The sequence below is a fragment of the Sorangium aterium genome, from assembly GCF_028368935.1.
In the GTDB taxonomy this organism is placed as follows: domain Bacteria; phylum Myxococcota_A; class Polyangia; order Polyangiales; family Polyangiaceae; genus Sorangium; species Sorangium atrum.
On the sequence record NZ_JAQNDK010000003.1, the window covers coordinates 741,214 to 765,437 of the forward strand.

The window sequence follows — 24,224 nt, forward strand, 5'->3', positions numbered from 1 at the left end:
AGCCGCGCGACACGCCAGGATCTCTGCCGTGTCGTGTTGTGAGGGGCCCGACCATCACACGAAGTGAAACATTCAATTCGGGCGGCTGAAAACAACCTGTGCAGTTCTCCTGTTATAGCGACGGATCTTTATGCTGCCCGGGGCCGCGCCCGCCCGAGATGCGCTCGGCGCGCGCTCCGGGCAGCCTGCCCCGTCAGGGCTTCGCCGCGCCCGCCATGAACGCGGCGAACGCCTCGGCGTACTCTGGATGCCAGCGAGACAGCGCAGGTCGGTTCCGGATCAGGTCGTCCGCCGCCCACTGCACGCGGCGCTCGTCCATCTCGCGCGTCACCGCGTTGTCGGGACAGAGCAGATAGAAGTCGCCGCGGGCCATGCCGTCGATCATCCGATCGACCACCTGATCCGCGGTCCAGGCCTCCGCGGGCTTCTCCGGGCCTCTCGCGGTCATCCCGGTGAATGTGTAGCCCGGGATCAGGAGATGGGCGGTGATCTTGCAGCCCGCCACGTTGCGCAGCTCGTGGGCGAGCTGCTCTGTCAGCACCTTCACGCCGGCCTTCGAGACGTTGTAGGCAGCGTCGCCGGGCGGGGTGGTGATGCCCTGCTTCGAGCCCGTGTTCACGATGGCGCAGGGGGTGCCCTGCGCGAGCATCGCCTCGGTGAACGCCTGCACGCCGTGGAGCACGCCCCACAGATTGACCTCGATGAGCCGCCGCCAGCGCTCGACGTCCTTCCACGGCTTGCCGCCGCCGCCGACTCCGGCGTTGTTCATCAGGACCGCCACCTCGCCGAACGCGTCGTAGGCGACCTGCTTCAACCGTTGCACGTCCTCGAGCCTGGCGACGTCGGTCGGCACCGCGCGCACGTCGGCCTCGCCGCCGGGCGCGGCGGCGGCGACGCGCCCGGCGGCCTCGTGCAGCGCCGGTCCGTCCAGGTCGGCGAGACAGACCTTCAGGCCCATGCGCGCGAAGCGCTCGGCGGCCGCGAGGCCGATGCCGCTGGCGGCGCCGGTCACGACGGCGGCACGGCCAGGTGTCAATGCGGGATGGTCATTCACTGCGGATCTCCGTCATGCGTTGATGGCGCGCCGCCTTTGGCGCGGCGATCGGGGCGAGCATAGTAGGCGCCGGCGGGGCGAGCCACGATCATCCGACATCCGGCGTGAGTGGCGACGTCCAGGGATGGCTTGCGTGTCACCGCAGCCGCTCCTACCATGCCATGCGCGCTGGCGGACAGCCGCGCAGGTGCGCGATGAGCGATTGAATTTTCCGGAGAACCTGAGGGATACCTCAGCCTCAACCCCCCACCCATCCGATCATCAGTCGACCGACGGCGACGAGCACCAGCAGACAGGCCGCGAAGCAGCCGAGTCCCGGGCGCTTGCCGTTATCGCCTGCTCCCGCCACCTGCAGGCTCACCGCGCCCGGAGGATCCAGGCGCTTTTTTTTTAGCGTGGGCAACCGCCTCCACCGCGCCGGCGCGGCTTCGCCCTCGAGCAGCGCCACCGGGGGCGTGCGCTTCACGATCGCCATCGCGCGCGCCGCCCGGCTCTCCCGATCACCCCGCCTCGACGCGCGGATCGCCGCCTCGGGCAGCCCGAACACCTCGCCGGAGCCGTACGTCCCAGCGAGGCCGGCGAGCACGCGAAGGTGCCAGTCGGCGGGGATCGCCCCGGGCAGCCCCTCGATCGCCTCCTCCGGGATCGGCGGGAACCAGACGGCGAAGTGCTGGACCCGCCTTCCGGTCCAGTCCTTCCGCGCCGGATCGAGGAACCGCGTCGCCACGTAGGGAAACACGAGAGACCCTCTCGGCCCGGGCTCGTCGATCTCGAGCAGGCCATAACGGAGCTCTCCCGCGCTCGCGTCGGCGTCGCCGATCATGGCCTCGAGCGTCGTGAGCCAGGCGGGGAGCGCCGGGATCTCGGGCACGCAGATGAACTCGTAGTCCCAGTGCTCGCCGCGCGTCCTCCAGAGGAGGCGCGATGTCTCGACGACGGACGCTGGCGCGGGCGCGAGCATGGCTATGCTACTGGTTCTGGTGGTAGGCCCGCGCTCCCTCGTCGTTGCGCAGGGCCGCGGCCATCGCGGTCAGGACCGCCGTGAACGCGTCGCCCCTCCGGATCGCGCCCTCGCGGGTCTTCTGGAGCCTGTCGAGCCGCGTGGTCGCGAAGTCCTTGATCGAGACGAACCGCAGGATCTTGCTCACGATCTGGTATCGCTTCGGGAGGAAGTCGTCGAGGGAGTCGACGAACGTCACCAGATCGCGCAGGCCCTGGAAGAACGTCTCTCCGGCCGACCTCTCCTTCCTTGTGGCCTGCGCCTCGCGGACCGCGCCCTCGACGGTGCTCACCAGGATCGCGGGCGCGAGCGTGCGCACGCCGAGCGAGGTGCCTGGGTCGACCTGCGCGTCGGCGTCGACCGGCGCGGCGACCGACGAGAGCAGCATGAAGCGGTGGCCGAACGCGCTTTCGGCGCGGAGCACGGCGCAGAGCTTCGCGAGCTGATCGTCGGCGTCGCGGCAGACCTCGCGCTCGAAGTCGCTCGCGCTGTACGCCGGCGGGAACAGGTCGGCCTTGCTGAGGGCGAGGATCCACTCGCGCGGGAAGCTCACCTCGTCGCCCGCGGCGGCGCTGGTCCGGCGCAGCCGGTCGCACTCGTCGGCGAAGTGCTCGAAGAGCCAGCGGATGTAGCCGGTCCCCTCGCTGCGGTACTTCGCGCCGTCCGCAAGGAGGATCCCGACGTGGCTCATGCCGAGCTTGAGCAGGCCCTGGCGCATCGCCTCCCGCTCTTCCGCGTCGATCGGCTCGTCCTCCCACCAGCGCCCGGGGTAGTCGTACCAGTGGATGCGGACCGCCGCGTCCGGCAGGTCCCTCGGGAAGAAATCGAACTCGTACGCGTCGAAGCGCGTGCTGCCGTCCGGGAACCTGCCCTCTTCGAGGCGGTAGAAGCGCCCGAGGAGCTGGTTGCCCTGCGCCTTGTTGACCGCCTGGATCTTGTACGCGTGCTCCTGCTGAAACGAGGGCTGCGTCTGCGCCCGGTAGAAGGCCGCCAGGAGGACCGTCTTGCCTGCGCCGGAGGCGCCGAACAGGGCGACGTGCAGATCGAGCGGCGCCATGACTACTTCTTCTCCTTCACCTCGACTTCCACCTGCTTCACGCTCGAGCCGCCCCGGCCGTCGTGGACGACCGCCCACAGCGACACGCGCCCCGGCTTCGAGGGCGGCGTCCAGGTGGTCCCGTGGCGCTGGCCGGGGCCCGTCACCGCGTCGCTCACGAGGCGCCGCGCCCCGTCGAACTCGCCCCCGTCCGTGTAGTAGTCGACCCAGATCGCCTCGCGCGCCGGCGGTCCGCCGAGCCCCGTGGCCTCCACGTCCTCGTCGGCGGCGCCCGGCGGCACGATCACGTCGATGTCGTAGCTCGTGCAGTCGTCGGCGTCCGGCTCTGCCGGGCTGCATCCCTGGGCCTTCGCTTCCGGCCGGACGCACGGCTCCACGAGGGGCAGGCCGCTCTCGCCGAGCGCGACCTCCTTGTCGCCCAGCTTCAGCGTGAAGCCGTCGAGGGGCGGGTTCGTGTTGGGTCGCTGGTCCTGGAAGACATACACCTGCGTGTAGCCCACGACGAAGCTGTCCGGACCGAGCACCTTCCCGTCCTCGTCGACGCACTCCAGTGGAACCGACAGGTCGTCCAGCAGCGCCGCGGACGGCTCGGCGCCTGACAGCACCGCCGCCAGCGCTGCGGACAGCGCCGGGGACGGCCGCGTCTTGCCGGCGCACAAGGCGAACAGCACGTAGGCCGACGAGTACCTCGTGCCGGTCGCGGTGCGCCCTGCGTCCTTGCGCCTGAGGATGTCGTCGGGCAGCGCCCACGTGAACGAGACCGCGTTGGGCTTGCCGCTCAGCTCCGGGTCGATCTCCTGCCGCTCGAAGAGAGAGGTCGGCTCCTCCTGGCCGCCGTTGCCGCCGCCACCACCGATACCGCCGCTGCCGCCGTCGTTGGTGCCGCCGCCACCACCGTCGCCGCCGCTGCCGCCGTCGTTGGTGTCGCCACCGCCGCCGCCGTCGTTGGTGCCGCCGCCTGCTCCTCCCGGCTGCGGGCTCATCCCCGCGATGTAGGTGCCCAGCCACTGCGGGAGGCACCCGAGATGCTCATCCACCCCGACAGGCGGGTTCACGCAGCCCCCGATCCACGCGACCTCGACCTTGCGCGGTTTGCCGTCGGCGTCGCCCAGCGCGTCGGCGTACGTCATCTGAAATGTCACGCGCTCGCCCGGCGCCGCGTACGGCTTGTCCGCCGTCACGGTCAGGACGCGGAGCGCCTCCACCTCGGACGACGGCGCCAGGTCGCTCCCTGCGCAGCAGGGGATGCCGAGGGCCAGGGTCGAGAGCGCGGCGAGCAGCGCGCGGCGAGCGGGCAGTCGGGTCCGTTTCATCAGAAGTCTCCTCGCAGCCCGAGCGTGGGCAGGAAGGGGAGCCCCGTCACGTACTCCCGCTTCGTGTAGTTGAAGTTGTAGCTGATGCCCTCCGCAGCCTGGTAGTTGTAGACGTTCTGCACGTCCAGGTAGAGCCCGAGCTGCCACCTCTTGAATCGCCACGTCTTGTCGACGCGGACGTCGAGCTGATGGAACAGCGGCATCCTCTCGCTGTAGTCGCCCCCGAGCGGGAAGGGCGAGTACTTGCCCGAGGAAGCATGGTAGATCGCGTTCACCCGGTTCGGATCACACCCCTTCTGCTCCGGATCGCAGACATAGGGTGTCTGCAGGTTGCCCGACACGAGGCGGAAGCGCGCGCCGACCTCCCAGCCCCGGCCGAGCTGCATATTCCCGAGCACGGTCAGCACGTGCGTCTGGTCCCACGGCGTGGGGTGCTCCTCCTCGCCGGGGCCGTCCGTGCGCACCGACCGCGAGAGGGTGTAGGCCGCCCAGCCGAAGAAGCGGTCGTCCGGCTTGTACTTCAAGAGCACCTCGCCGCCCACCGCGTACCCGGTGCCGTCGTTGGCATATCCGTCCTTCTCGGCCGAGAAGACGACCTGCCGATCGAGCTGCTTGTAGAACCCGTCCAACGTCACGTCGATCTGCGGCGTGATCTCCTGCTCCACCCCGAGGCCGTAGTGGATGGATCGGTTCGACTTGATATCCGGCGTTCCGAACGGCTCGACGCTCTCCTGGAACTGCGGCGCCTGGTAGTAGAGGCCCACGCCGCCCTTCGCCGTCGTCCGCGGGAAGCCGCTCCGGATGTCGTAGCGCGCGTTGATCCGCGGGCTCACGTCGAGCGTGTGCGTGTCGAGCGCGTAGTCGACGCGCACCCCGGGGACGATCCGCGCGCGCGGCGAGGGGACCACCTCGAACTCGGCGTAGGCGGCCGGCCGGGAGTAGGGGCCGTCGAACGACTGGTCCTGCGCGGGGAGCGTCGAGAACGGCTGGTTCGACGGGTGGCCTGCAGGCAGCCTCGTCGGCGCGTGGAGGTTGACCGTCGCGACGCCGCTCGAGAGGTCGGTCCCGACGTTCATCGTGAGGAACCTGGCGAACCGGTGCGAGTACTCCAGCCGCAGGTCGAGCGAGGCCGTGGTGATGTTGAAGGCGAGGGGAGCGACCCCGAAATCGAAGACGTCCCTGCCGAGGGCCAGCGACCAGAGGATCCTGTCCCGGTTCCCCAGGCGGTTCTCGTAGCTGAGCTGGAAGCGCTGGAAGGCGGTGTGCAGCCCGAAGTCGCCCGTCAGCGCCGGCTCGTCCTCCGGCGGCTTGTCCAGGGTGATCTTGAAGGCGTCGTCCGATCCGTAGAAGCTCGCGCGCACGCGCTCGCTGGCGGAGGGGCGGCCCTCGAGGACGAACTGGTAGTCGTAGTAGACGGGCGCCTGCGTCACGCTGGAGCCCGCCTCCTTGAGCACGGGCCCGAGCCACGCGTCGACCCAGCTCCGCCGGCCCGCCGCGATGAACTTCCAGTCCTTGAGGTACGGGACGGGCCCCTCGAGGAGCACGCGCCCATCGATCAGATCGAGCTGGACGACGCCGTGGTACTTGCCGTCCTGCTTCGGCGAGCGGAGCCCGACGTCGACGATGCCACCCATGGCGCGGCCGTACACGGCGCTGAAATTGCCCGGGTAGAAGTCGATCTTCTCGAGCATCTCGGTCGGCACGACCGAGGAGAGGCCGCCGAAGTGGTAGATGATCGGCACCGGGGTGCGATCGATGAACGTGAGCGTGTCCTGCGGCGCGGACCCGCGCACGATGAGCAGCCCGAACCCGCTGCGCGCGACGCCGGGCAGGCTCTGCAGCGAGCGCAGCGCGTCGCCCCCGGTCCCGGGGATGCGGTCGATCTCGCGGCGCTCGAGCGTCCTCCGGGTCACCTCGCGCGGCGGGCGCTCGCCCTGCACGGTCACCTCGATGCCCTGCGCCGCGCCGTCCTTGGGCTTCGCGAGCGAGATGCGGTAGCGCACCTCGATCGCCTCGCCCTCCGCGATGTCCTCCTCGGCCGTGAACGGCTCGAACCCCGCGGCGGTGACCTCGACGCGGTACTTGCCGGGGGGGAGGTTCTTGAAGCGGAACTTGCCGCGCTGGTCGGTCTTCACGTCCTCGCGGCCGCCGTCGGGCCGGAGGAGGCTGACCGAGATGTCCGGGAGCCCCTCGCCGGTGCTCGCCGACAGGACCGTCCCGACGACGGTCTCGACGTCGGCGGGCGGGGCCGGCGCCGCCTTGTCGGCGGGCTTGGGGGTGAGCGTGAACGCGTACCGGTAGAGGATGCGCGCCGGCGCCGGCGTGCCGTCCGGGCGCCGCGCCGGCTCGAACACGAGGCCGGGCGCGGCGGCGAGCGCGGCCTCGTCGAAGCCGTGTCCGCCCGGCGTCTGGACCTCGGCCTTGGTGACGCGCCCGGTCTTGTCGATGTCGAGCTTGAGGATGACGCTCCCCTCGACGCCGGCCTGCTGGGCTTCGACCGGATACGCCGGCGGGGCGTACGTGATCAGCTTCGGCGGGCTGACGGCGGTGGGCGGCGCCGGCTGGGCCGTGCCCGGCTGGGGGACGACGACCGCGCCGGCCCCGCCGCGAGGAACGGAGGCCCCGCCCACGTCTCCCTCGGGCGGAGGCTCGGGCGGCGGCGCGTCGGCGGGCTGCGCGCGCGCTGCGCTGGCGGTCATCGCGACCGCGAGCAGCAGCGCTTCCGAAACAGCGAGGCGCATCGCAGAGGGCGCTGTGGAAGGCATGCGCGCGCACTCTCGCATGATGCGGACGAAGAGAGAAATATGCATCCGGGACGGGAGTGTGCTCCCGCCATGTGCGTGCATCGGCTCCACGAGGCGCCGGGGCGAGCGCGCGCCGTGATCGCCGGGCGCGCTCCGGGTAACGTGGTTCGCGGCTCAGCCACCCGTCGTTCGCAGCCAGGGCCGAGGCGCGCCGCCGGCGCTCAGTAGAGCGCGTCCTGGTGCTGCCAGCGCTCCGAGATCCACGCCTTCAGGTACGCGATCTCCTCCTCGTACGTCGTGAAGTCGTCGCGCCAGCTCCAGCCCTCGTAGCTCCGGTACGCCTCGCCCCACCGCGCCTCGTCCCGGCGCGCGCTCGCGTCGATGCGCGCCACGTAGCCGTCCACGATCGCCTGGATCTCGGCGTCGTCGAGCGCGCCGCGCAGGACCTCTCCGTACCGGGCGCGCAGCGGATCGCCGATCGAGGGCTCCTCCAGGAGGCGCTGGAAGAGGAGGTTCACGTTGAAGTACTCGACGCGATCCGAGGCCGGCTGGCGCTCCGTCTCCCATGTCTGGCCGAAGCTCGCGTTGAAGTCCCACGGCGCATAGCGGAAGACGCCGCCTCCGGCCGGATCGTGGTAGTGGTAGCTGTTCTTTCCGGCGGAGTCGTCGGCCACGATGAACGTGGCGAAGATCCACCAGTCCTCGTAATCACGCAGATCGATCCGCGACCCGATCTCGGCGGCGAACGTGTCCTTCTCGGACGTGGCGACGAAGCTCACGAGGTCCTCCAGGTCCGCGAACGCCTCCGGCTCACCTTCCTCCGGCGTCCCTTCTTTCTTCTCGAAGCCGTCGTGCAGCGTCTCCTTCGGCTCGTCGCGCGCGGTCAGCGCGAAGTTCGCGGCGTGGCTGACCGCCTTGTAGAGGTTGCCGTCCTGCGAATACCCGTGGTCCTCCATGAGGTAGCCGTCGACGTGATCGGCGACGGTGTAGAGCCCCACGTACTGCCCCTCGAGGTACACAACCGCGCTGTAGGTCTTGATCTGGATGTGCTCCGGATCGAGGCGGTTCCAGAGGTCGTACGCAAGGCGCTGCCGGACATAGGAGTTGTCGTCGAACGTGCTGACGAGCACGACCTTGCGGCGATCGGTGAACCCGCCGGCCTCGTCGGGCTCGTTGAACTTGTCTTCCTTGGGGAACTTGAGGGTGAAGCTGTTCTTCGGATACGAGAGCGAGCTCTCGCCGCGGAGCTCCGCCTCGGCGGCGTACGTGTGGCCGCGGTAGACGACCGTGGCCGGCGCGTACTCCTTCGCCTCGGGGGTCGGCGAGAGGAAGAGCACCGGAAGGCCGTACTCCTCGGGATAGCGGGCCGGATCGACGACAGGCACGTTCGACGGATCGGCCCAGTCGTCGGCGACGCCGATCTTGACGCGCCCGACCTCGGACGTCTGCGCGACGCGGATCTCGATCTCGTAGACGGCGGCCTGGTCGAGCCCGGGTGAGAACGTCACCTCGCGCGCGACCGCGTCGTAGGTGGCGCCGTCGGGGAGCGGGCCGACCTCGATCGCGCCGTCGGGGAGCGCGAGGCCGGTCGCGCACGTCACGGGGAACGTCACGGTCTCGCCCTCGAGGAGCCAGTGCGGTCCGCCGCCCGAAGGCTCGCAGCGCGGCCCCTCGGGGCCCGACGACCCGCCGGCGGTCGCGCCCGCGTCGGCGGGCGACTCGCCGGAGCAGCCGGCACCTTGCAAGGATCCGAGGACCAGGGCCGTCGCCAGCGGCAGGAGAGGGCGGGGGTTGCGCATGGCGGCAATCCTAGCCGAGCGCGCGCGGCGCGGCCCCCCCGTCCTGGATGTGCGCCGGCATCCGCCCGCGCGCCGACACGCGCCGCTCCGTCCTCACGTCGACGCCGCGGTCGTCGAGCTCGGTCCTTGACACATCGCCGACTGGCTATTAAACAAGTGTTTCAAACTGTCGATTGATAGGAGCTCTCGCGGAGATGCGGCTCCTGAGCCGGCCGACGACAGGAGGCGTGGGATGACGAGGGGCGAAGCTGTGCGCACGGCGCGGAGCGTTGTGGTGTTCGTGCTCGGGGCGGTGGGGGCGACGGGGTGTGGGGGCGATGGGGAGGCGCCCGCGTCGCCGGGGCCGGAGGTGACGTGGTTCCGGGACATCCAGCCGCTCGTGGAGCGCTCGTGCGCCTCCTGCCACGACGGCGCGGGCGTCGGCGGGGTGGCGCTGACGGACGCGGCGACGGCGCAGCGGCTGGCCGCGCTCATGTCGCTGCGGGTGAGCGCGGGGGACATGCCGCCGCCGGTGCTGGACCCGAGCTGCCGCAGCTACGAAGGCGCGGAGAGGATGAGCCTCAGCCAGGAGGAGCGCCTCCTCTTCGATGCGTGGGCGCGCGGCGGCGCTCCGCTCGGCGATCCGGTCGATGCGCCGCCGCCGCGGGGCCGGGCGGACACCATCGAGGTGCCCGACGCCGCGCTCGAGATGCCCGAGGAACACGACGTCTCCCTCGACGACGACGGCAACGAGTACTTCTGCACGATCGTCGACAACCCCTTCTCCGAGCCGGCCTGGATCACGGCGTTCGAGGCGGAGGTCGGCAATCCGGCCGTGGTGCACCACATGGCCGTGTACCGGGATCTCGGCGGCGACGCGGGCATCGGCTACGGCGTCCCGCCGGGGACGCGCGCATTCCCGTGCCGCGATCCGGTCATCGAGCTCGACTGGCAGCTGCTCCACAGCTGGGCGCCCGGCGTCGGGGTGACGCGGCTGCCGGAGGGCGCCGGGGTCCGCGTCGAGCCCGGCGAGCAGCTCGTGATGCAGATGCACTATTTCGGGCGCAGGAACTCGGACGCGCGCGACCGGTCCGGCTACCGCCTGGAGCTCTCGCGCGAGGCGCCTCGCGCCGAGGTTTACATGGATGTGTTCGGCCCGGTCCCCTTCACGATCCCCGCGGGCGCCGAGTCGCACACCGAGCGGAGCGCCGCGCCGAACGAGGGCCCGCCGCTGCTCGTGTACGGCGTCATGCCGCACATGCACGTGCTCGGCCGCTCCTACCGGGCCTGGATCGAGCGCGACGGCGGGGCGAGCGAGTGCGCCGCGCGCGGCGAGTTCGAGTTCCACCACCAGGCGCTCTACATGTTCGACGAGCCGATTCGCTGGGGGTCTGGAGATCGCTTCGTCACCGAGTGCACATGGGACAACACGGTGGACAGCGAGGGGCAGTTCTCCCTCCCGCCGCAGGACGTGCCCTGGGGGGAAGGGACGAATCAGGAGATGTGCTTCATGATCGCCTATCTATCGAAGGAGTGAGCCCAGGCGGCGGTCGGTCGTGCGGCGGGGGGACGGGCGGTGTTCCGCAGGCTCATCGGCCTCCTGGCTCCTCGGTCCCTCCCGCGCCGTGCCGCGGACGGACCACCGCCGCCCCCGGCGTTCCTCGCGCTCCGCGTTCGGCCCTGGCTGCGGCAGCGTGCACCGCGCGCCCGCGCTCCAGGAAGTCGGCGCCGAGGGCTCGCTTCATGACGTAGTAACCCCCATTGTAGAGGAGCTCTCTCTCGACAGGCGACAGCGCGAGCGGATTCGTGCTGATTTTGAAGATCGGCGCCGCTTCCGAGTTGACTTCGATCACCCTCGCCCACTTCAGCTTGTCGACCAGCTTTGCTGTATCGCCGACATCGCGCGCCTCCTGCACCGTGGAGCCGAGGGCCCAGAGCGCACGGGCAGCGATGAAAGGAGTGTGAATCGAGTGATACCGAGCCTGGAGGACGCGAATGCCGAGCGTGAGCGTCTCCTCCGGCGCCGGCGCGCCCGTGTCGAACAGGTGTACGGGGAAGTTGCTCAAGAGCCCGCCATCAACGATGTAGCTCGTCACCTTGTCGCGCCCCGTGAGCTGGACCGGCCTGAACACGAAGGGGAAGCTCATGCTCATCCGCATGGCGAGGGCCACCTCCAGATCGTCGGGCTCGACCCCGTAGAGCTTGGCGCTGATGTCGTCCGGGAGGACGAGCATGCGGCCCCTCGTGATGTCGGAGGCGATGAGGTGTACCCGGTACTTGCGGGCCGGGTTTCGTTCGTTCTCGCACCCGGGCATGATGAGGTCGCGGAAGGTCCTGATGCCCTTCTGGTCGAGCTTCTCCCGGAAGAGCGAGAGGAGGGCATCGCCCTTGAGCATCCCGAGCTGCGTGATGGCCCCCCAGGCCATCGCGATGGGCCTGCCCACGACCGGGATGAAGCTCGGCCCGGCTGGATCCGCGACTTTCGCGAACTCAGGGCCACCGAGGATGCTGGCGATCTCCGCGGGCGTATAGCCGGCTCCCAGGAAGGTGGCCACGAGCGCGCCTGCCGAGGTCCCTGCCAGGTACGAGATATACGTGTCCTTGTACTTCTGGGTGAGCGCCTCTGCGAGCGCAGCGACCGCGCCGACGAGCGCGACCCCTCGGAGGCCGCCGCCTTCGAGGACCAGGTTCAACCGCTTGGGAGGATACTGCTCTTCAGCGGTGTCCCCCGCCGGCTCGTCGGGCTCGCACGGCTCGTGGCGGGACAAGAGATCCCGCTCGCTCCGCTCGGGCCCTTCCGCGCATGCGACCGCGCGCGGCTCTTCCTTCTCCATGTGCTGCTCGTCCATGGGTCTCTCCCCGGGCCACGTGGTGATCATGTCTGCGTCGGTCCCGATGCGCTCTGCCCCGTGCTCCCTGCTGCGGCAGCCCGGACCGGGACGCGTCGCTCCAGGACGTTCCCGTCAACGGCTCGCTTCATGGTGAGGTAACCGGCGTTGTACAGGCTCTCCCTCCTCAGCGGTGACAGGTTTTCGAAGGGCGCGGCAGTGCCTGTGTTGATCTGGATTGTCCTCGCCCACTTCAGCTTGTCCACTCGCTTTGCGATCTCGCTCACGTCGCGAGCCATGAACGCCGTGGATATCGCGGCTCTGGCCAGGTGGTAGAACGAGGGGAATTTCACCGCGTGATACCGCTCGGAGCTCACCCGTACTCCGAGGGTCAACGTGTCCTCCGTCTCCGGCGCTACGACGTCGAACAGGTGAATGGGAAAGCCGCTGGTCAGCGCACCGTCCACGATGTAGCTCTCGACCCCGTTCGCGCCCGTGACCCGGACCGGGGGGGACCAGAGGGGCATGCTCGAGCTCATCAGCACGGCCTGCGCGACATCCATGTCGTCCGGCTCGACCCCGTACAGCTCGGCGTTGACGTCATCGGGCAACACCAGCATGCGCCCGCGTGTGATGTCGGAGGCGACGACGTGGACCCTGTACCTGCGCGCTGGATCTCTCTCCCTCTCACATCCGGGCATGATCAGGTCGCCGAAGGTCCTGACGCCTCTGGCTCGCAGCGCGTCCCGGAGCAGCTGCAGGAAAATGTCGCTCCGGAAGAATCCGAGCCGGGTAAGGAGCCCCCAGGCCATGCCGGCGTACATGCCCACGATCGGCAAGCGAGCGAGCCCGGAAGTTCTCGTGAGCTTTGCGGTGTCGATGCTGAACAGATCCGTGATCTCTGTGTGCGTATAACCGGCGCCCAGGAGGGCGGCGACGATGGCGCCAGCGGACGTCCCTGCAAGATAGGAAATGTACGTGTCCTTGTATTTCTCCTCGTTGACGAGCGCCTCCGAGAGCGCGGCGACGGCCCCGACCTCCGCGATGCCCAGGGCGCCAGCCGCCTCGAAGACCAGATTCAGCCGTCGCGGGATCCGCGTCTCTTCGGGGGTCGGGCACGGCGGCGGCGCGCACGCCTCGGACGGCGACAGGAGCGCCCGCTCGCTCCTTCGCTCCGCCGGCCCGCCTCTGCGCGCGCGAGCCTCCGGTCCAGTCCTCTGTGAGATGGGCTCCGGTGCGGGGGCGACCCTTTGCCCGGCGGGCGGCTCCGCGGTGCCGCCGTGCTGTCTCTGACGCTCCTCCATCGCCATGCCTCCGTTGTGCTGTGGAATGCGCGCTGCTCGGGCACGGCGGCGGCGCGCCCGCGCGATCACGAAAGGCAAGGACGCCATGCGCCTGCGCTGCTCGGTCAGCGCATCCCACCGATCATCTGCCGCCGACGATCAGTCCGTTGTGGTCGTCGCGGTCGCGTGAGCGAAGCGCCCTGTTCGAACTCCGTAGGCCCGCGACACCCGCTCGTGCCGGAGAGCCAGGACGGTCCCGTATGGCTGCTTGTCGCCACAAGTATGGATAGGGGACGCGCGGAGCGTCAAGCGATGCTGAACGTGGGTCTCCACGAGACGACGCGGTCCGTCGATGGATGGCTATCATGCCAGGCGCAATCCGAACCCTCGCCGGACTCGAGGTGCGTTCGGCACGCAGCGCCGCTCCGCGCGGCGCCCGGGTCGACGCCCAGCACGCGCGGGGGCTACCGAGCGCGCCAGCTCCCCCCGCGGGTTCACGTTCATGCGACACCGCGCCGCAGGACAACGTGTCGCATGGTCGCGCCGCATGGCAGCGCGTACACAGGCCGCATGAGACGCCGACAAATCTTGGATTTCGCCGCCGTGAGCGCCGCGCTCGCCGCCCTGCAATCGCTCGGAGGGTGCGCGCAAGACGACGCCGGTCCCGGGCGATCGCCCACGACACCTGGAGGAGAGAGCTCGCCGATGAAGCAGTTCGCCATGCTGATTTACCCGGGCTTCACCGCGCTTGACCTCATCGGTCCTCAGACCGTGTTCAGTACGTTCAGGGATGCGAAGATACACCTCGTGTGGAAGACGCTCGACCCCGTGACGACGGATGCGGGGATCACCCTCCTTCCCACGGCGAGCTTCGACACGTGCCCCGAGGAGCTCGAGATCCTCTTCGTTCCAGGCGGCGTCGAGGGCACGATCGCGGTGATGAAGGACGGTGAGGTCCTCGATTTCCTCGCGGCGCGCGCGGAGCAGGCGAGCTACGTGACGAGCGTTTGCACGGGGTCGCTCGTGCTCGGCGCGGCAGGGCTGCTCCGCGGCTACCGTGCGACCACGCACTGGGCCTTTCGCGAGATGCTGCCCCTCCTGGGGGCCGAGCCCGTCGACGCGCGGTATGTCGAGGACCGCAACCGCATCACGGGAGGCGGCGTGACGTCAGGCATCGATTTCGGCCTCCGGATCGACGCTAAGCTGCAGGGCGAGGAGGCCGCGCAGCTGGCGTAGCTCGCCATCGAGTACGCCCCCGACCCGCCGTTCCAGGCGGGGACGCCCGAGTCCGCGCCCGCGGCGGTGGTCGAGCGGTTTCGCGGCATCGCCGCGCCGGCGGTCGCGCAGGCCAGACAGGCGGCGGAGCAGGCCGCGGCGCGCTGGTGAAGCGCGGCGCGCCCGCTCCCGTGGGGCCGCTGAACCGCCGCCCGCCGGACAGGGCCCGTCGGCTCGTCCGGAAGGCGCCGTAGGGCTGGTCACTGCTCCGTCGACGTCTCGGCTTCCTCGAGCGTCAGCGCCGCGCCGGGCGCCGGCGCCCCGGACAGCGCGAGCCTGCCGACGAGGAGGCCCACCACGGCCGCCACGGTCGAGGCGAGCAGGATGCCGAGCTTCGCCGCGGCGAGCATCGCAGAGTCGCCGAACGCGAGGCCCGCGATGAAGATCGCCATCGTGAAGCCGATGCCCGCGACGCAGCCCACGACCGCGATCCCGCGCCAGCCGACGCCGCGCGGCAGGGCGCAGACGCCGAGCCGGATCATCGCGAAGCTCGCGAGGAAGACCCCGAGCGGCTTGCCGACGACCAGGCCGAGCGTGACCCCGAGCAGGATCGTCCCCGAGGCCGCGTGGCCGAGCGAGGAGCCGTCGACGCGGACGCCGGCGTTGGCCAGGGCGAACAGCGGCATGATGCCGTACGCGACCCACGGGTGGAGCGCCGCCTGGAGCGAGACCACGGGCGGCAGCGCCTCGCGCTGGGCCTGCCGGATCCGCCCGAGGGGCTTGAGCAGCTCGTCCGCGCGGTGGTCGTCGCGCTCGGTGAGCGCGGCGACCCTGTCCACCGCGTCGCGCGCCGCGGCGACGAACCCGTGGCTGCCGAACCAGGAGCGCACCGGCGTCAGCAGCCCGATGACGACGCCGGCGATCGTGGGGTGGACGCCGGCGCGGAGCATGCCCCACCAGACGACGGCGCCTGGGGCCACGTAGGCGGCGGGCGAGCGGACGCCGAAGCGCTGGAGCAGCAGCACCGCGAGCACCCCGCCGCCCGCGACGAGCAGGCCGCCCCACGCGACGCCCGACGAGTAGAACAGCGCGATGACGATGATGGCGCCGATGTCGTCGATGATCGCGAGCGCGAGCAGGAGCACGCGCAGGGCAGGGGGCACGCGCTTGCCGAGCAAGGCCAGGACGCCCACCGCGAAGGCGATGTCGGTCGCCGTGGGGACGCCCCAGCCGTGCCGCGTGGCCGGCGAAGCGTTGAGCGACAGATAGACGAGCGCGGGCGCGATCATGCCGCCCACGGCCGCGGCGACCGGCAGCGCCGCGCGCTTGACGTCCGAGAGCTCGCCCTCGTGGATCTCCCGCCGGATCTCCAGGCCGACGACGAAGAAGAAGATCGTCATCAGCCCTTCGTTGATCCAGAAGTGGAGGGGCTGCGTGAACGCCAGCGAGCCGGCGCTGAGCGTGATCGGGACGTGCCAGAGGTGCTCGTAGGCGTCGCCCCACGGCGAGTTCGCCCAAGCGAGGGCGACGGCGGACGCGATCAGCAGGACGATCCCGCTGGCGGCCTCGACGTGCAAGAAGCGCTCGATCGGGCCGAGGACGCGCTCGGCGATGCGGCGCGCAGGGGCCCAGGTTCCGGGGGCGAGCTCATGAGAGGGGGATCGACGCAATGGACCACCGAGGCGCGAGCGACGTCGCGCGAGGGGGGAAGGCGGCCCGACCGTCCCATGAAGACCTGTCGCGGCGCTCTGCCGCCGCGACACCCGCACGGGAGAATACCCGTTCAGGCGGCCGGATCCAGCGCGAAAGGGCTCGCCGGGGCGGGGGCGTCGCTCCGGCGCGGTCAGGGACCGCCCGCGAGGGCTCCAAGCCATGGATGGGAGCGTTCGGGCCAACCCAGGCGCTTGGCACCGGCCATGCGGCGCGGATGACGCCGCTCCCGGTGGAGCGCTCCACGTCGATGTCGCTGCCGTTCGCCGAGGCGATATCCGCGCTGCCATCGCGGTCGACGCCAGCAACCCAGGAGCACTCCGCGGCTCCCCGGGTGACAGAGCGGGAGCAACAGGCAGTGCAACAGGTGCAACAGGTGCAACAGGACCGCCGGAGGCTCGCGCTGCAGCCGTCACGTAGAAAAGCCGCAGCGGCGCGAGAGACGAAGCTCCGAGGCCGCTCTCCAGGGCTCGGCGCTCGAGGGCCCCGGGCGGGGCAGGTGGCACGGCAGTTGCGAATTGCCCTGCCGTGACCGGGGTTGTTCTGGCGTCTTCTCCGGCGCGCTCACCGTCGAGCCGAGAAAGCCGATGAAATGGATGTCGCAATGAACACCTGCACGTCGCGCATGAGCATCGTCTGGCTATCTTCGCTGTGCGCCGCCGCGGGCGCGGCCGGCTGCGCCTCCTGGGATCCCGGCGCCGACTGGACCGGCGGCGACGCGCCGCCCGAGCTCGTCTCCGAGGCGCTCGAAGCGCTCATGCCCCGGAACAGCCTGCCGGCCCAGGCGCTCGCCGCCGGCGCGCTCCTGGAGGACCGACCCCTCCTCGACCTGCTCCGCTCCAGCGCCCTCGGTGACCCTTCGCTGGCGGACGACCTCGCGTCTCCCCAGTTGAACGCCAACGCGAGATCGCTGCTCAAGTACGTCGTCTCCTGCGCGCTCGATCCAGGCCGGCGCGTCTCGGCGTGGGAGGGCGAGCTCGGCCTCTGCGGGGCCGCCTCACCTCACGGGGACTGGTTCGAGCGCCCGCCGAGCGCGTCGTGCCAGGAGGTCGTGTCGGCCTGCGTCCTCGCGCGCACGAACGCCCTCGGGAGGAAGGTCCGCCTCTCCACGCGCAGCAACGAGGACAGCGCGCTCTTTCCGCTCCTGCCCGTCGTGCCCGTGGAGACGGAGTACCGCGACGCGGGCGACCCGCCCATCAAGAGCCTCAATGCCCCCTGCGCCGCAGGCGCCACCGCCGGGGATCCCGCTCGCGACTGCGGCTGGGCCGGGCGCCACGTCGGCACGTGCACGCCCAAGGCGCGGGTCGTGCTGAAGCCGGGCGGCCCCGCCAGCGCATCCACTCGCTACTTCATGGTGCGCGTGTGCAACGGCATCCACGGCTGCGATCATCGGACGATGGCGCCGCGTCCGTGGTACTCGGGCCTCGTCGCCGAGGGCGTCCTGAGCGTGGATGGGCGCTCTGGGACCACCCCCGAGCTGGGCTTCATCTGTCCTGATGCGGGCGTCCCCGGCCCGTCGTCGTTCGCGGTGATGGTGGCCTCGCCCCATCCCGCGGAGGCTCCCCCCGCGGCGGCGGACGTGAGCGCAGCCGGGGCGGCGGCGATCTACCCCGCGCCCGAGGACAAGGTGTTCACGTTCCGGGAAGGCGCGTTCTACGGAAACCTCTTCGGGGCCGTGAACCCGGCTCCGAAGGGGGAGATGCTCTCGTACGGCCAGCACGCTTGTTACAGCAACGTCTGGTCCCGTCCGATGGCGCACTTCACCGACAGGCTGTGCGCCGGCAGGGACGCCGACTGCTTCGGGAACCCGCCCGGCGCCTGCCTCTCCAGCCCCGAGGCGCCGCCCCGGCCCGATCTCGCCCGGGTCTGCAAGGGAGAGCGCAACGGGAGCTATTTCGGCTGCGCCGCCGCTGCGGGACGGACGCCCTGGAACCACGTGATCACCGTGTTCCTCAACCACCCGTGCGATCTCGCCGGCGACCTGATCCGCTGTCAGGACGCGTTCGCGCAGCTCTCGCCCCCCGGGCCTTGATCCGCGCTGCGCGGGTCGCGCGCGAGGATTGACCGCGCCGGTCGGGCTCTGTACCCAGGATCCGTGTCAGGCGGGCTCGAGAGCAGCACCCTCTCCGTGAGCAGGGGGCCGGGGGCCCCGGCTGGAGGGCGCAGCAGCCCGTTCCTGTTCCTCGTCCTGGAGAGCCACCGGCCGCTCGCGCCGCCGGCGCGCATCGCGCTCCACGAGGTGGACGAGGTGACGATCGGGCGCGGCGCGGCCCGGAAGATCGAGCCCACGCGGGACGGCTCGATCCGGCGGCTCGACCTCCGCCTCGACGATCCGTGGCTCTCCTCGAGGCACGCGCGCATCGTCCGGCTCCTCGGCCGCTGGGTGGTCGAGGACAGCGGCTCGAAGAACGGCAGCCTCGTCAACGGGGCCCCGCTCCAGCACGCGCAGCTCGAAGACGGCGACCTCATCGAGCTCGGCCGCACCTTCTTCGTCTTTCGCGACGCCCTGCCGCACCCGGCCGGCGCTCCGGCGCTCCTCGAGGGCGCGCCCGATGCGGCGCCGGCGCCCGGCCTCGCCTCGCTCCTGCCTGCGCTGCTCGACGCGTTCGAGCAGCTCGCGGTCGTGGCGCGCTCCGCGATCCCGGTCCTGCTCCAGGGGGAGACGGGCACGGGCAAGGAGGTGATTGCGCGCGCGATCCACGCGCTGTCGGGGCGGGCGGGCGATCTCGTGGCCGTCAATTGCGGCGCGCTGCCCCGCGAGCTCGTCGAAGGGGAGCTGTTCGGGCACCGGAAGGGCGCGTTCTCAGGCGCCACGGAGGACCGCCCGGGGCTCGTGCGCAGCGCCGACCGCGGGACGCTCTTCCTCGACGAGATCGGCGACCTGCCCGCGGCGGCGCAGGCCGCCCTGCTGCGCGTGCTGCAGGAGCAGGAGGTGCGCCCCGTGGGCGCGACGCGACCCGTCCGCGTGGACCTGCGCGTGCTCGCGGCGACGCACCGCCCCCTCCAGCGCCTCGCTGCGCTGGGCGAGTTCCGCGCCGACCTGCTCGCGCGGCTCTCGGGGTACGTCATCGAGCTGCCGCCGCTCCGCGCTCGCCGCGAGGACCTGGGTCTGATCCTCGGGGAGCTCCTTGGGCGCGCGGCGGCGGAGCGCGCGGCGGGCATGCAGATCCACCCGGACGCGGCGCGCGCGATGCTGATGTACCGGTGGCCCGCCAACGTGCGCGAGCTGGCGCAGTGCGTGACGACCGCGGCCGTGCTGGCGCAGGGCGGCGCGATCGAGCCCCGGCACCTGCCCGACGAGGTCGCGCGCGCGGCAGGCCGCGACGGCGGCGACAGCGGGGACGAGGGGGAGGGCGAAGGCGAGAGCGACGCGCAGGGAGAGGGCGACGCGGGTGGGGAGGGCGACGCGCGCCGGGCGGAGCTCGTGGCGCTGCTCGTCGAGCACCGGGGGAACGTCACCGCGGTGGCGCGCGCCATGGGCAAGGCCCGGATGCAGATCCAGCGCTGGCTGAAGCGATACCGGATCGACCCCGAGCAGTTCCGGCGCTAGATCGCGGTCTCGGCCGGAGGTGCGGGCGCTTTGGTCCGAGGGACGCTCATCGCCGATCGCTACCGCGTCGCGCGGCGCCTCGGCGCGGGCGCGATGGGCGCCGTGTACGAGGCCGTCGACATCGAGACCGACCGCCGGCGCGCGCTCAAGGTGATGCACGCGCACACGATCGAGCGCGCCGATCTCCGGCGGCGGTTCGCGCTGGAGGCGCGGGTCGCGGGCCGGGTCGACAGCCCGTTCCTCGTCGACGTCGTCGACGCGGGGGTCGACCGGGCGACGTCGACGCCCTTCCTCGTGATGGAGCTCCTGGAGGGCGAGACGCTGGCCCAGCGGCTCGCGCGCAAGGGGCGCTGCTCGCCCGCCGACGCGCTCCGCTGGCTCGGGCAGGCGGCGCTCGGGCTCGACAAGATGCACCGCCTCGGGATCATCCATCGCGACCTGAAGCCCAGCAACCTCTTCCTGGAGCGGCGCGAGCACGAGGCGCCCCGCCTCAAGATCCTCGATCTCGGCGTCGCCAAGGTCCTCGACGCCGGCGCCGGCCTCGAGTCGACGGCCGCGGCGGGCACGCCGGTCTACATGGCGCCGGAGCAGCTCCGCGGCGGGAAGCTCACGCCGGCCGCCGACATCCATGCGCTGGGGATGATCGCCTTCACGCTGCTCGTCGGGAGCGCTTACTGGCAGGACGAGGCGGCGCGCAGTCAGGACCCGATCGCCTTCGCGCTGGCCGCGTCTTCCGGCCCCGTGGAGCCAGCGACGGCCCGCGCCGCGCGCCGGGGCGTCTCGCTGCCGCCCGCGATCGATGCGTGGTTCGCGCGAGCGACGGCGGCCGATCCTGCCGCGCGGTTCGCGAGCGCGGTCGCCGCGGTGGAGGCGCTGGCCGGAGCGCTGGGCGAACCCGGCGCGGCGCTTCCGCTCGAAGCGATCTGGTCCGCCCCGCAGGCGTCAGCCGAAGGGCGCGAGCGCGCGCCGGTGCCTGACGCGGGAGACGATGGCGGGACCAGGACCCTCGAGGAGCGCGAGGGCGGGACCAGGACCATCGGGGAGGGCGAGGGCGCGATGGCGGGGCGCGACGGCGCGACCAGGACCGTCTCCGTCGCGCCCGGAGCCATCCCGATCGCGCCCGGAGCCATCCCGATCGCGCCCGGAGCCATCCCGATCGCGCCCGGAGCCATCCCGATCGCTCCGGGAGCCATCCCGATCGCGCCCGGAGCCGTCCCGATCGCCCCCGGAGCCGCCTCGATCGCTCCGGGAGCCGTTCCTGCCACGCCGCATCGGCCTCGCGGGCGGGCGCGTTGGCAGATCGGGCTCGGCGGCGCCGCCGCGGCGCTGGGCGCCTTCGCGCTCGCCGCGGCGCTCGAGGCGCCGCCCGGGGCACCACCGGAGGCGGCGTCACCCCGGACCACGCCGCGCTCGCCGCTCGACGCGCCGGACGCGGTGCTCGCTTGCCCAGTACTCGATGCCGCGGGCGTCGACGCACCCTCGGGCTGGCTCGGCGCCGCCGCGGCGGCGACCGTGTGCGAGCGAGCGCGGATCCTCCTCGGCGGCAGCCCGGCGCGCACCCTGGTGCCGGCCGAGCTGCTCTCGCTCCCGCACCCGCCCGTGGATCGGTTCCCTGTCGATCCCTACGCGGCGCCGGAGGCCCGCGCGCGCTCGGTGGAGGCAGCGCGCCGCCGCGCCGCGGCGCACATCGACGGCGAGGTCGTCCGCGACGGCGCGGCCTTCCGGGTCGCCCTGCGGCTGCACGGACCGGACGGCGCGGAGATCACCCGCGCGCAGGGCGCCGGACGGGCCCTGTTCGAGGCGGTCCGCGAGGCCATGACCCCGATGGTGCAGGCAGGGCACCTCCCCAGGGCGGCGCGCCTCGACCCCGTGGTCGCCGAGTTCTCGCGGGCCGGGGACGTCGACGGGGCCCTCGCCCTGCTCGATCTCTCGATGGCGATGGTGCACAACGCCGGAGGGCTCGCCGAGGAGTGCGCCCGGGTCGAGGCGCAGGGCGGCGCGCTCGCGGAGATGGGGCCGGGAGAGCGCTACCGGTGCGCCTTCGTCCTCGGCCTGCCCGCGTCCGCGATCGCGCTCCCGCCGGCCGAGGCGACCTCGCCCGGCGCGTTCGCGGCGCGGGCGCGCATCGACCAGCTCGCCCATCGCGTGGACGACCCGGCGCTCGCCGCGGAGCTCGTGCGGCGGTTCGAGCAGGAGCCGTCGTCGTGGGGGCGGTCGACGCTGGCCTCGACCGCGTCGTGCCTGCTCCAGCCGTTCGATGCGGGCCGCGCCGCCGAGCTCTCGCTCCTCTCGGTGCAGATCGAGCCGAAGAACCCGACCGGAGAGTTCTGCGCGCCCTGGGTGCAGCTCGCCACCGTCACGCGGGGCACCGCGAGCGCGGAGAGCGCGCTGCGCGCGATGCAGGCGTGGGCGCCCTGGGACGGCTATGCATGGCTGCTCGAGGAGCCTCTGCCCGACGACGCCGGGCGGGCGCTCGCGTTCGCCCGGCGCGCTCACGCGCTGTCGCCGCTCGACGCCTACGTGGCCGACGTCCTCGCCGGCCGTCTGCTCGCGATCGGAGCGCGCGGCATCGCGCTCGCGCTCGCCGCGGGCGGATACCCGAGCCAGCGGGTCGAGAGCGAGCTCCTGCTCCTCCGGGTCGAGGCGAGCGAGGCCCGCTTCGGCGCCGCGCTCGCGCGGGCGACGCGGGCGATGATCCCCTCCGCCGAGGACGCCGGATGGGTGCGCGTCCAGCGGCTCGAGATCGCGTGGCGCGCGCTGGAGATCGGCCTGATCCTGGGCCGGGCCGGCGAGGTCGCCGATCGCGCCGTGGAGCGCTTCCTCGATCCGGAGCCGACGCCGCTCGACGGCGCCCACCACATCGACGTCCCGCTGCGGGTCGCGGCCCTCTGCGCCCACGCCACGGCGGCGGCGTCGCGGCGGTGCTTCGCGCGGCTCCGCGCGCTGCGGCCGAGGCTCTCGGGGGGCATCCTGCCGGGCACCGACGCGTTCATCGACGGCGCCGAGCGGGTCGCGCGGGCGGACCACGCCGGGGCGGCGAGGGCGTGGCGGCCGCTGCTGCGGGACCCGGGGCCGTTCGCGGCGGTGATGGCCGACGCCATGGCCGCGGCGTTCGAGCGGACGGGCGAGGCGGAGCTCGTCGAGCGGCTGGAGAAGGCCGTTCCGGGGGGCGAGCGCCACCTCGGCGGCGCGAGCCTCGCCACGGTGCGCGCCGCGCGCCGGGCCGCGCGACGAGGCAAGGTGGACGAGGCGCGCGCGCTGGCGAGGCAGGTGATCGAGGCGTGGGCCATCGCGGATGAGCCCGTGCCGGCGCTCGACGACATGCGGCGGATCGCGGGGCCGCGGTAGGGCAGCTCGCCGCGGGGACACGATCAGGGCACGCCGCAACTCGTATACCGTGACGGGGCTCCGTTTCCCTGTCTGCGGGCGATAGCGACTGAATGCCCGCCACCCCCGCCACCAGCCGCGGGGGGGATCGGACTCGATAGCTCGCTGCGCGCTGCCGGCGATCGAACCGCTCGGAAGCGTGGGACATTCGTGCGCATCGAGATCGTCGTGACCCAGCTCCTTGAGGAAGCGGGTGAGTTTCGCCGGCAGACGGCGGAGATCTGCGATCGCGAGATCTCCGATGGATTGAAAGGTCATGAATCCGCCATGAGGTGACATGGGGAATCCGCGCGATGACGTGGAGGAGCAGGGGCGCTCCGACCGGCGGGGGCACCGGCGCTATGCCCGATCAACGGGATCGTCCCGCCCGCTCCAGCATGGATTGGTATAGACGCCCACCATGATCCGCGATTATGCTCACTCTCGCAGCGCACAGGCGTTGAACATCTAGGCCGAACCCGGTGGCGCCGACGGTTGCCTATCCGGCCTTCCCCCCAGCGTGAGGAGAAATTCATGCTCTCATTTTTCCGTGGTGCTTCCCGTGGTGCCGCCGCTTTCCTCGCGATCTCAATCACCGCTGGCCCGCTCTTCGCGGCGGGCGACTCGATTCGATTCGCGCGGGACCAGGCCGAGGGAACGGTGGTCACGGTCCAAGGCGTCGTGTCCGTTCCCTCGGGCGCGTTCGCTCCAAACGATGAGGGGTTCGCCATCCAGAAAGGGGACTCGGGGATCTACATCCACGATGCGCTGGGCGGGAGCTATGCGCTCGGGCAGAAGGTCGTCGTGACCGGCGCGGTGGCGAACAGCTACGGCCAGGTCCTCGGCATCCAGCCCACGGCAATCGCCGTCACCGGCTCGCATCCCGTTCACCCCGCCAAGCCGATCGACACGGGCGACGTGGGCGAGGGCTCCGAGGGCACGCTCGTCCGCATCCAGGGCACGGTGGTGGACGACGTGTTTGACGATGGCGCCTACGGCTATCGATTCCACGTCGACGACGGCTCGGGCGAGGTGACCGTGTTCGTCTATACCGGGACGGGCATTGACGTGAGCGGCGTCGCCCTGGGGGACGAGGTGGAGATCACGGGGTTCAGCGGCCAGTTCCTGGATCATTACGAGGTGAACCCGCGCGTCGCCTCGGACATCGAGGAGGTCTCTGGTTGCGATTGACGACGAGGTGAACCCGCGTGTCCCTCGGACATCGCGGAGGGCTCTGGCTGCCTCCGGACGACGCCGCGGTGAAGCACCGCATCGAGGCTGAGGGGGATCGGGGCGAGAGCCATGTTGGCCGGTCGCGCTGCTGCT

General features: G+C 71.6%; 17 protein-coding genes. 7 read left to right on the forward strand and 10 right to left on the reverse strand.

Annotated features, from left to right (window positions below; translation table 11 throughout):
- Nucleotides 1-193 precede the first annotated feature (193 nt).
- The 7 genes from POL72_RS27035 to POL72_RS27065 form a co-directional block, all read right to left on the reverse strand.
- Nucleotides 194-1,036, reverse strand: coding sequence for an SDR family NAD(P)-dependent oxidoreductase (locus POL72_RS27035; RefSeq protein WP_272098520.1), 843 nt, complete (start codon nucleotides 1,034-1,036; stop codon nucleotides 194-196).
- Nucleotides 1,037-1,292: 256 nt separating this feature from the next.
- Nucleotides 1,293-2,015, reverse strand: coding sequence for a hypothetical protein (locus POL72_RS27040; RefSeq protein WP_272098522.1), 723 nt, complete (start codon nucleotides 2,013-2,015; stop codon nucleotides 1,293-1,295).
- A 7-nt stretch (nucleotides 2,016-2,022) separates the two neighbouring features.
- Complete coding sequence (locus tag POL72_RS27045; RefSeq protein ID WP_272098523.1) at nucleotides 2,023-3,111, reverse strand: TRAFAC clade GTPase domain-containing protein; 1,089 nt, start codon at nucleotides 3,109-3,111, stop codon at nucleotides 2,023-2,025.
- A 2-nt stretch (nucleotides 3,112-3,113) separates the two neighbouring features.
- Complete coding sequence (locus POL72_RS27050; RefSeq protein WP_272098525.1) at nucleotides 3,114-4,424, reverse strand: hypothetical protein; 1,311 nt, start codon at nucleotides 4,422-4,424, stop codon at nucleotides 3,114-3,116.
- Nucleotides 4,424-7,165, reverse strand: coding sequence for a TonB-dependent receptor domain-containing protein (locus POL72_RS27055; RefSeq protein WP_272098526.1), 2,742 nt, complete (start codon nucleotides 7,163-7,165; stop codon nucleotides 4,424-4,426). The genes POL72_RS27050 and POL72_RS27055 overlap by 1 nt, the downstream gene beginning before the upstream one ends.
- A gap of 224 nt (nucleotides 7,166-7,389) precedes the next feature.
- The gene (locus POL72_RS27060) at nucleotides 7,390-8,967 is read right to left on the reverse strand and encodes a CotH kinase family protein (protein WP_272098527.1); all 1,578 of its coding nucleotides are present in this window, start codon (nucleotides 8,965-8,967) and stop codon (nucleotides 7,390-7,392) included.
- Between the two features lie 10 nt (nucleotides 8,968-8,977).
- Nucleotides 8,978-9,100 carry a hypothetical protein gene (locus POL72_RS27065; protein ID WP_272098528.1) on the reverse strand — a complete coding sequence of 41 codons (123 nt, stop codon included), beginning with the start codon at nucleotides 9,098-9,100 and terminating at the stop codon, nucleotides 8,978-8,980.
- Nucleotides 9,101-9,199: 99 nt separating this feature from the next.
- Between POL72_RS27065 and POL72_RS27070 the strand changes: the two genes are divergently transcribed.
- Nucleotides 9,200-10,483, forward strand: coding sequence for a monooxygenase (locus POL72_RS27070; RefSeq protein WP_272098529.1), 1,284 nt, complete (start codon nucleotides 9,200-9,202; stop codon nucleotides 10,481-10,483).
- Nucleotides 10,484-10,535: 52 nt separating this feature from the next.
- Here the strand turns inward: POL72_RS27070 and POL72_RS27075 are convergent, their stop codons facing one another.
- Both POL72_RS27075 and POL72_RS27080 read right to left on the reverse strand, forming a co-directional pair.
- Nucleotides 10,536-11,795 carry a patatin-like phospholipase family protein gene (locus tag POL72_RS27075; protein ID WP_272098530.1) on the reverse strand — a complete coding sequence of 420 codons (1,260 nt, stop codon included), beginning with the start codon at nucleotides 11,793-11,795 and terminating at the stop codon, nucleotides 10,536-10,538.
- A gap of 26 nt (nucleotides 11,796-11,821) precedes the next feature.
- Nucleotides 11,822-13,078, reverse strand: a complete 1,257-nt coding sequence (locus POL72_RS27080; RefSeq protein WP_272098531.1) for a patatin-like phospholipase family protein — start codon at nucleotides 13,076-13,078, stop codon at nucleotides 11,822-11,824.
- 684 nt (nucleotides 13,079-13,762) lie between these two features.
- Between POL72_RS27080 and POL72_RS27085 the strand changes: the two genes are divergently transcribed.
- A complete protein-coding gene (locus POL72_RS27085) occupies nucleotides 13,763-14,293 on the forward strand; it encodes a DJ-1/PfpI family protein (RefSeq protein WP_272098532.1) in 531 nt (176 codons plus the stop codon).
- Nucleotides 14,294-14,532: 239 nt separating this feature from the next.
- Here POL72_RS27085 and nhaA read toward each other — a convergent pair whose 3' ends face one another.
- Nucleotides 14,533-15,942: a Na+/H+ antiporter NhaA gene (nhaA, locus tag POL72_RS27090; protein WP_272098533.1), complete on the reverse strand. Its 1,410-nt coding sequence runs from the start codon at nucleotides 15,940-15,942 to the stop codon at nucleotides 14,533-14,535.
- A 644-nt stretch (nucleotides 15,943-16,586) separates the two neighbouring features.
- Between nhaA and POL72_RS27095 the strand changes: the two genes are divergently transcribed.
- The 5 genes from POL72_RS27095 (at nucleotide 16,587) to POL72_RS27115 (ending at nucleotide 24,089) form a co-directional block, all read left to right on the forward strand.
- Nucleotides 16,587-18,014 (forward strand): hypothetical protein, encoded by a 1,428-nt coding sequence (locus POL72_RS27095; protein WP_272098534.1) that lies wholly within the window; start codon nucleotides 16,587-16,589, stop codon nucleotides 18,012-18,014.
- Nucleotides 18,015-18,077: 63 nt separating this feature from the next.
- Nucleotides 18,078-19,532 carry a sigma 54-interacting transcriptional regulator gene (locus tag POL72_RS27100; RefSeq protein ID WP_272098535.1) on the forward strand — a complete coding sequence of 485 codons (1,455 nt, stop codon included), beginning with the start codon at nucleotides 18,078-18,080 and terminating at the stop codon, nucleotides 19,530-19,532.
- 30 nt (nucleotides 19,533-19,562) lie between these two features.
- A complete protein-coding gene (locus tag POL72_RS27105) occupies nucleotides 19,563-22,880 on the forward strand; it encodes a serine/threonine-protein kinase (RefSeq protein ID WP_272098536.1) in 3,318 nt (1,105 codons plus the stop codon).
- Nucleotides 22,881-23,069: 189 nt separating this feature from the next.
- Nucleotides 23,070-23,195 carry a hypothetical protein gene (locus POL72_RS27110; protein WP_272098537.1) on the forward strand — a complete coding sequence of 42 codons (126 nt, stop codon included), beginning with the start codon at nucleotides 23,070-23,072 and terminating at the stop codon, nucleotides 23,193-23,195.
- A gap of 237 nt (nucleotides 23,196-23,432) precedes the next feature.
- Nucleotides 23,433-24,089 (forward strand): DNA-binding protein, encoded by a 657-nt coding sequence (locus POL72_RS27115; RefSeq protein WP_272098538.1) that lies wholly within the window; start codon nucleotides 23,433-23,435, stop codon nucleotides 24,087-24,089.
- Nucleotides 24,090-24,224 lie beyond the last annotated feature (135 nt).